The organism is Mesorhizobium sp. P5_C1, assembly GCF_054049815.1.
In genome coordinates this window covers 1-8,199 of record NZ_JBFULQ010000242.1, presented here as the reverse complement: position 1 = coordinate 8,199, position 8,199 = coordinate 1, and the positions used below count along the sequence as shown (strand labels likewise).

Sequence of the window (8,199 nt, the reverse complement as noted above, 5' to 3'; positions counted from 1 at the left end):
CGAGAAACGCCGTATTGAGAAACCGGCGTTCGCTTCTGTTCCGAGAGACATTGCCCGTCGTGCCCGGTGGGTGAAGCCCGAGCTTGTCGCCGAAGTCACCTATGCCGAAGTCACACCGGACGGCAGCTTGCGACATCCAAGCTTTCAGGGCATGCGCGAAGACAAGCGAGCCGACCAGGTAGTGATGGAAATGCCGAAGGCGCCGGCAACTCTTGGCTCCGCCAATCTCGATCCGGGAATCGGCAAGGAGATCGCAGTTGCTGTCGGCGTCAAGCTGACGCATCCGGACAAGGTCATGTATCCCGGGACCAAGGTGACCAAGGCCACGCTTGCCGCCTACTACGCCGTGGTCGCCGAGAAGATGCTGCCGCACATACAGGATCGGCCGCTGTCGCTGGTGCGCGATACCGACGGCGACCTGCAACAGACCTTTTTTCAGAAGCACAGACTGCCAGGCATGCCCAAGGCCATCCATGACGGCCAGTTGGAGAAGATGTCCGGTAAGGAAAGCCGCATCTTGTGGGTCGATGACCTGGCAGGGCTGATCGCAGGTGTCCAGATGAACGTGCTCGAATTCCACATCTGGGGGAGCCTGCGCCAGCAGCCGGATCTGCCGCACCGCATGATCTTCGACATCGACCCCGACGAGGGCCTCGGCTTCACTGCCGTCAAGCAGGCAGCCCTCGACGTTCGGGGCCTTCTGGAAGCGCTTGGACTGCAGTCGTGGCCGTTGCTGTCCGGCGGCAAGGGCGTTCATGTGGTCGTGCCGCTCGTCCCGGAGGCAGACTGGGACGAGGTCAAGAGCTTCTGCCAAGACTTCGCCGAACTGCTGGCCCGTACAGATCCGTCGCGCTTCGTCGCCAACATGAGCAAGGCCAAGCGCAAGGGCCGAATGTTTCTCGATTACCTGCGCAACGGCCAGGGCTCCACTGCAATCTGTCCCTGGTCCACTCGGGCACGCGCGGGGGCGGGGTGCGCGGTGCCCGTCAGCTGGGAGGAGTTGCCCTCCTGCGAAAGCGCCAACGGTTTCGATGTTTTTGCCGCCGCGGCGCGGGCTCAGCTGCCCGAAGCCTGGGAGGGCTATTTCGACGTCAAACAAACGCTTACCGACCGCATCCGCCACGCAGTCCGGTAGGAATAAGCATTTGGCGCGGACCGCCTTTGCCCAAAATTCGAGACCGTCCCCCTTCTACGGGAGGCCCCCGCAACGCCGTCTAGAGTGAGAGTACGGACCGGTTTGCCGTGACGGGTTGAGGGCTGGAGGAGAGGCCTCCGGCGCCCGTCGCGGAGAACAGCGATGTCCAGACATTACGCTCGCGCCGGCGCCGACCGGACAAGCCTCTATGACGATATCACCAACAAGATCATCGCCGAGCTGGAAGCCGGCCGCTGTCCCTGGGTGCAGCCTTGGGGTACCACGGCGACGAAAGCTTCTCTCGCCATGCCGGCCAATGCCGCCACCGGCCGCGCCTATTCCGGGATCAACGTGCTGATCCTGTGGGGCGCGGTCGTCGAGCATGGCTTTCCAGTCCAGAGCTGGCTGACTTTTCGTCAGGCGTTATCGCTCGGCGGCCATGTCCGTCAGGGCGAACACGGCATCACCGTCGTCTATGCTGACCGCTTCATCCCTGACGACGAGAAGAACCGCGCGCGGGAAATTGGCGAGGAAGCACAAGCGATACCGTTCCTGAAGCGCTTCATCGTGTTCAACGTGGCGCAATGTGAAAATCTGCCCGACGATCTGGTCGCGGCTCCGCCTGCACCGGAACCCGGACTGATCGAGCCTACAGTCGAGGCGCTGATCAAGGCGACAGGTATCGATTTCCGCATCGGTGGCAGCAGTGCCTATTATGTGCCGGCGCAGGACTACGTGCGGGTGCCGCCCCCGCAGGCCTATTTCGAGACCATCGACTGGCACCGCACCGCCCTGCATGAGCTTGGGCATGCCACCGGCCATACCTCCCGCATCGGCCGCGATCTCGGAGGCGCCTTCGGCACCAAGAGATATGCTTTCGAGGAACTGGTCGCCGAGATGAACGCAGCCTTCTGCTGCGCCTCGCTTGGCATCGTGCCAACCGTGCGCCACGCCGATTACCTGGCCTCCTGGCTCGAGGTCCTGCGCGAAGACAACCGCGCCATCGTTCGTGCCGCCTCCCAGGCCAGCAAGGCGGCCGACTGGCTGCTTGCCTTCCTGCCGCAACCTGACGGTGCGGCCAGGGCAGGCCCGGTCGACGTTGATGAGGCCGAGATCGACAGGAGGGCGGCATGATCCTCCTCACCGACGAACTGCGCGAGCGCCTGCTCGCCAATGGCCGCGAGCGCAACGCCGATCACGCACCGGTCGTGAAGTTCTTCAATCCCCTCGGCGAAGGAAACTGGCTCGCGACGGAGCTGGGTGCCGATGGCGACGCCATGTTCGGTCTTGCCGATCTCGGCTATCCCGAGTTGGGCAGTTTCTCACTCCTCGAGATGACGTCGGTCCGGCTGCCCTTCGGCATGGGCATCGAGCGCGACACTCTCTTTGCCACCGACCTGCCGATTTCGGCCTGGGCACAAGCCGCCCGCCGGGCCGGAAGCATTCGCGACGCCGAACGCGCCCTCTACCCGGCCGCCCAGTCTGGTCGGGAGGGCGCGTGAGATCTCAGCTTGAAATCCGCAAGGCCGCAGATGCGCAAAGCGTGTCTGCGGCCTTGTGTCCCTTCAGATCCGAGTGCAGCGCAGTCCTCAGAGTGAGAGGGCTGCGCCTTCCTTTGTGACGGGTTTGGAGGTCGAGAGAGTCTCGGCCGCCCGTCGCGGAGATAGTCCACATGGTTACGCCCAAGCAGAAGATCACCCTCAACGCCTCGCGTGATATCCCCTTCAACAAGCTGATGCTGAGCCAGTCCAATGTCCGGCGCATCAAGCGCGGGGAAACGATCGAGGACCTTGCCGCCTCGATCGCACGGCGTGGCCTGCTCCAGAGCCTCAACGTCCGGCCAGTGTTGGATGGCGAGGGCAACGAGACCGGCATGTTTGAGGTGCCGGCTGGCGGGCGCCGCTATCGCGCGCTTGAACTGCTGGTCAAGCAGAAGCGCATGATCAAGACCGAGCCAGTTCCCTGCGTCGTCACCAACGCCGACAGTGAGGTCCCGATCGAGGAGGATTCACTTGCAGAGAATCTTCAGCGCGAAGATTTACATCCGTTGGACATGTTTCGCGCCTTCCAGACCCTGCACGACCAAGGCGCCAGCCACGAGGAGATTGCGGCACGCTTCTTCGTGTCCGCTACCTTTGTCCAGCAGCGTCTGCGACTCGCAAAAGTTTCGCCCAAGCTGCACGAGGTCTACGAGCAGGAGGGCATGCAGCTCGAGCAGCTCATGGCCTTTACCGTGACCGACGACCACGCCCGCCAGGAGCAGGTCTGGGAGGCGCTCGAAAACTCCTGGTCGAGGGAACCGCAGCAGATCCGGCGCCTTTTGACGGAGACCACGGTGCGCGCGACCGATCGCCGGGCGCTGTTCGTCGGTGTCGAGGCGTATGTCGCCGCCGGCGGCGTGGTGCTGCGCGACCTGTTCGAGTCCGACAATGGCGGCTGGCTGCAGGAGCCCGTTCTGCTCGACCGCTTGGTCCGGGACAAGCTCAAGTCCGCCGCCGACGAGGTCGCGGAAGAGGGTTGGAAATGGATCGTCGTCGATGTCGATCTGCCCTATGGCCACGATCACGGCTTGCGGGCACTGGCCGGCACCCCCGTCAATCTGACCGACGCGGAGCGGGCGGAACGCGAAGCCCTGCGCGCGGAGTACGATCGGCTGCAAGCCGAGTATGGCGAATCCGACGAACTCCCCGACGAGGTCGATCAGCGTCTCGGCGAGATCGAGTCTGCGCTTGAGGCCTTCGAGAGCCGGCCGATGAGCTACGATCCCGCCGATAACGGCCGCGCCGGTGCCTTCATCAGCATCGACCGTGCCGGGGACCTGATCGTCGATCGCGGATATGTGCGCCCCGAGGACGAAGCGATGCAAGCGGTCGACGATGACGCCGCCGAGCCCGACGGTGCGACCGAGAGCGAGGAGGGCACTTCGGTTCGCCGCGCCACCATCACCATCGGCGCGCAAACGTCCGAGCCCGATGAGGATGACGGCGACGCCACCAAGCCGCTGCCCGAACGCCTGGTGATCGAGCTCACCGCGCATCGCACGTTGGCGCTGCGCAATGCCGTGGCCGAGAACCAGCATGTGGCGATCACGGCGCTGTTGCATCGGCTCGTCCTCGACACCTTCGGTCATCGCTCCGCGACAGGCTGCCTCGAGGCGTTCGTCCGACATGTCCACTTGCCGACGCAAGACGCCGAGCTGAAAGACAGCCCCGCGGCCAAGGCGATCGACGAACGCCATGAGGCGTGGAAGAGGGACATCCCGCTCGGTGACGACCAGACTCTGTGGGCCTGGCTCGACAGTCTCGATGAAGCCAGTCAGCACACCCTGCTGGCGCATTGCGTCAGCTATGGGATCAACGCGCTGTTCGAGCGGCCTAACCCCTATGGCAGCGGCGTTTCCCAGCACGGGCTGGAGCAACGCTTGCGCGAAGCCGACCGGCTCTCCCACGCCACCGGGCTCGACATGGTGGATGCGGGTTGGCGTCCGACGGTCGAGAACTATCTCGGTCGCGTTACCAAGGCCCGCATCCTCGAAGCCGTGCGTGAGGGCGTCGGCGAGCAGGCAGCTCAACTCATCGACCACCTCAAGAAGGGCGACATGGCCAAGGAGGCCGAACGCATCCTTGCCGATAGTGGCTGGCTACCCGAACCGCTCCGTCTGATCGATCAGGACGCACCGCCCGCGCAGCCGGGCGAGGGCGAGGAACCTGACCTGCCCGAATTCCTCGCGGGCGATGACGAAGACGACTCGGCGGCAGCCGATGAGGTCATCGCTCACGCGGTCGCTGCCGAATAGCACCCATCGACTGGGCGCCTCCGGCCTCCCCGTTTCCCTTCACCTCACCCTCGTGGCCCGACTCCCTGTCGGGCTTTTTCTTTTCAGGAGACATCCATGTCCGCCCACATCGTCTATGACAACGCCCCGCTCGGCTCGCTGATCCGCTACTCGGGCGGCATCCCCAAACCGCCCGCGCGCTTTGCAGCCGGCGCTATCTTCGCCGCCGCCGGCCTGCTGCTTCCCCGTCTCGAACGCGGCGAGTGCATCGACGCGCCAAAGCTGCGCTCGGCGATGGAAGCCGCATTCGGCGCCTCCGACGCCGCCGGCGCCTGGGACTGGAAGCAGGCCTACGATGCCTGCGAGACCGCGACGGTCCTTTTCCTGCGCAAGTACGGAAAGGCGTTGTTCCGCCAGGCCGCGTCGCCGGCTCTCCGGCTTTCCGCATTGTCGAAGATCGCCGGTCTCATGCCGACGCATACCCGCCGATCCGAAGAGGCGCAGACCTTCCAGCAGTTCTCGACGCCGATTCCGCTCGGCCTGGTCGCGGCAACGGCCGCCGCCATCACGCCCGCCGACCGTGTGCTGGAGCCTTCCGCCGGCACCGGGCTGCTCGCCATCCTGGCCGAGACAGCCGGCGCCTCGCTCGTCCTCAACGAGCTTGCCGAGACGCGCGCGGCACTTCTCTCCTGCCTCTTTCCGGCCGTCTCCGTCAGCCGCTTCGACGCCGCCCAGATCGACGACCATCTTGATCCCGGCGCCGTGCCGAGCGTGGTGCTGATGAACCCGCCTTTTTCGGTCATGGCYAATGTCGAGGGCCGGATGGCCGACGCGGCCTGGCGGCATATCGCCTCGGCGCTGGCGCGTCTTGCGCCTGGCGGGCGGCTGGTGACGATCACCGGTGCCAACTTCGCGCCCGACCATCCGGCCTGGACCGCCGCCATCACTCGCCTGCAGGAACGTGGCCGCGTCGTCTTCTCCGCTGCCATCGACGGCTCGGCCTACGCCAAGCATGGCACGACCTTTCCGACCCGTCTCACCGTTATCGACAAGCTCCCGGCGGACGATCCCACCGTCTTCGCGGATGCTCCCGGCATCGCTCCGGATGCGGCGACGCTCCTCGCGTGGATTGAGGAGCGCCTTCCCGCGCGGCCGCCGGTCGTGATGGCCGCCGTTTCCAGCGGGGCATCGGCGGTCGCCGCACACCGCACCGTGCACGGCTCTCTCACACGCGTGGCGAGAACCACGCCACGCATGTCGATCGCCGAACCGGAATCCATCGACCTCGCCTATGAGGCTGTCGACTGGCAGGCGGCCGAGGACGGCCAGATCAGCGACGCCATCTATGAGGCCTACGGGCTTCAGGCGATCCGCATCCCCGGCTCTCGGGCTCACCCCACCCAGCTCGTTCAATCGGCGGCCATGGCCTCGGTGGCGCCACCCAAGCCGAGCTACCGGCCGCGCCTGCCGAAGAACGTCCTTGACCTGCTCTCGGACGCGCAGCTCGAGACCGTCATCTATGCCGGCGAGGCTCACGCCGAGTATCTCACCGGCGCCTGGATGCTCGACGATACCTTTGACGTGGTTAGCGCCGCGGCCGATGACACCGCGGGGGCCGTGCGCTTCCGGCAAGGCTTCATGATCGGCGACGGTACGGGTGTAGGCAAGGGCCGCGAGTCCGCCGCCGTCACTCTCGACAACTGGATGCAGGGCCGGCGCAAGGCGGTCTGGATCTCCAAGTCCGACAAGCTCATTGAGGATGCGCAACGCGACTGGTCCGCACTCGGCATGGAGCGCCTGTTGATCACCCCGCTCTCCCGCTTCCCGCAGGGCAAGCCGATCACGCACGCGGAAGGCATCCTATTCACCACCTATGCCACGCTGCGCTCCGACGATCGCGGCGAGAAGGTTTCGCGGGTCAAACAAATCGTTGAATGGTTGGGCCCAGATTTCGATGGGGTCATCATTTTCGACGAGGCGCACGCCATGCAAAACGCCGGTGGCGGCAAGGGCGAACGCGGCGACGCCGCCCCCTCCCAGCAAGGCCGTGCCGGCCTGCGGCTACAGCACGCCCTGCCGAATGCCCGCATCGTCTATGTGTCGGCGACTGGTGCCACGACCGTGCACAATCTCGCCTATGCCCAGCGGCTCGGCCTCTGGGGCGGCGAGCATTTTCCATTCTCGGCCCGCGCCGAGTTCGTCGAGGCGATCGAGGCCGGCGGCGTCGCGGCGATGGAAGTGCTGGCACGAGACCTCAGGGCACTCGGCCTCTATACGGCCCGCTCGCTTTCTTTCAATGGCGTCGAATACGAGCTGATCGAGCATGAGCTGACGCCCGAGCAGGTCCGCATCTACGATGCCTATGCCGGCGCCTTCGGCATCATACATAACGATCTCGATGCGGCCATGCAGGCGGCCAACATCACCGGTAGCTCCGACACCCTCAATGCCCAGGCCAAGTCGGCCGCGCGTAGCGCCTTTGAAAGCGCCAAGCAGCGCTTCTTCGGTCATTTGTTGACCAGCATGAAGACGCCGACCCTGATCCGCTCCATCACCCGCGATCTGGAGGAGGGCCATGCGGCCGTTGTCCAGATTGTCTCGACCGGCGAGGCGCTGATGGAACGGCGGCTGGCCGAGCTGCCGACCGAGGAATGGAACGATGTTCGCGTTGATATCACGCCGCGCGAATACGTCCTCGACTACCTTGCCCATTCCTTCCCGGTGCAGCTCTATGAGCCCTTCACCGACTCCGATGGCAATCTGTCGTCGCGCCCGGTCTACCGCGATGGCCAGCCCGTCGAGAGCCGCGAGGCGGTCGCCCGGCGCGACGAGCTGATCGCCAAACTCGCCAGCTTGACGCCTGTCCCCGGCGCACTCGACCAGATCGTCCAGCATTTCGGGGTGGACATCGTGGCCGAGGTCACCGGTCGCTCGCGCCGCATTGTCCGCAAGGGCGAGCGCCTTGTCGTTGAAAACCGTTCCGGGTCAGCCAACCTCGCCGAGACGCAGGCCTTCATGGATGACCAGAAGCGCGTTCTGGTTTTTTCGGACGCGGGCGGAACGGGGAGGAGCTACCACGCCGAACTGTCGGCCCGGAACACGCGGCTGCGTCTGCATTATCTGCTCGAAGCCGGCTGGAAAGCCGACACCGCCATTCAGGGCCTGGGCCGCACGCATCGCACCAATCAGGCGCAGCCGCCGCTCTTCCGGCCGATCTCGACCAATGTGAAGGCGGAAAAGCGCTTCCTCTCGACGATCGCGCGAAGGCTCGATACGCTGGGCGCAATCA

5 protein-coding genes are annotated in these 8,199 nt (G+C 65.2%); all 5 read left to right on the top strand.

The window, feature by feature from the left end; genetic code table 11:
- Nucleotides 1-1,135 (top strand): non-homologous end-joining DNA ligase (gene ligD / locus ACXJ7R_RS18820; protein ID WP_457153162.1); only part of this gene is annotated, 1,135 nt, incomplete at its 5' end.
- A gap of 162 nt (nucleotides 1,136-1,297) precedes the next feature.
- Nucleotides 1,298-2,269, top strand: coding sequence for an ArdC family protein (locus ACXJ7R_RS18815; protein WP_457153161.1), 972 nt, complete (start codon nucleotides 1,298-1,300; stop codon nucleotides 2,267-2,269).
- Nucleotides 2,266-2,637 (top strand): DUF2958 domain-containing protein, encoded by a 372-nt coding sequence (locus tag ACXJ7R_RS18810; RefSeq protein WP_457153160.1) that lies wholly within the window; start codon nucleotides 2,266-2,268, stop codon nucleotides 2,635-2,637. Before ACXJ7R_RS18815 ends, ACXJ7R_RS18810 begins: the two co-directional genes overlap by 4 nt.
- Nucleotides 2,638-2,807: 170 nt before the next feature.
- On the top strand, nucleotides 2,808-4,931 hold the full coding sequence (locus tag ACXJ7R_RS18805) for a ParB/RepB/Spo0J family partition protein (RefSeq protein ID WP_457153159.1): 2,124 nt from the start codon (nucleotides 2,808-2,810) through the stop codon (nucleotides 4,929-4,931).
- 96 nt (nucleotides 4,932-5,027) lie between these two features.
- Nucleotides 5,028-8,199: strawberry notch-like NTP hydrolase domain-containing protein (locus ACXJ7R_RS18800; RefSeq protein ID WP_457153158.1), on the top strand; the 3,172-nt coding region annotated here is incomplete at its 3' end.

Excerpts from the sequence above, each read along its gene's own strand:
- ACXJ7R_RS18815 (WP_457153161.1), top strand. The coding sequence starts at position 1,298 with ATGTCCAGACATTACGCTCGCGCCGGCGCCGACCGGACAAGCCTCTAT.
- ACXJ7R_RS18810 (WP_457153160.1), top strand. The coding sequence starts at position 2,266 with ATGATCCTCCTCACCGACGAACTGCGCGAGCGCCTGCTCGCCAATGGC.
- ACXJ7R_RS18805 (WP_457153159.1), top strand. The coding sequence starts at position 2,808 with ATGGTTACGCCCAAGCAGAAGATCACCCTCAACGCCTCGCGTGATATC.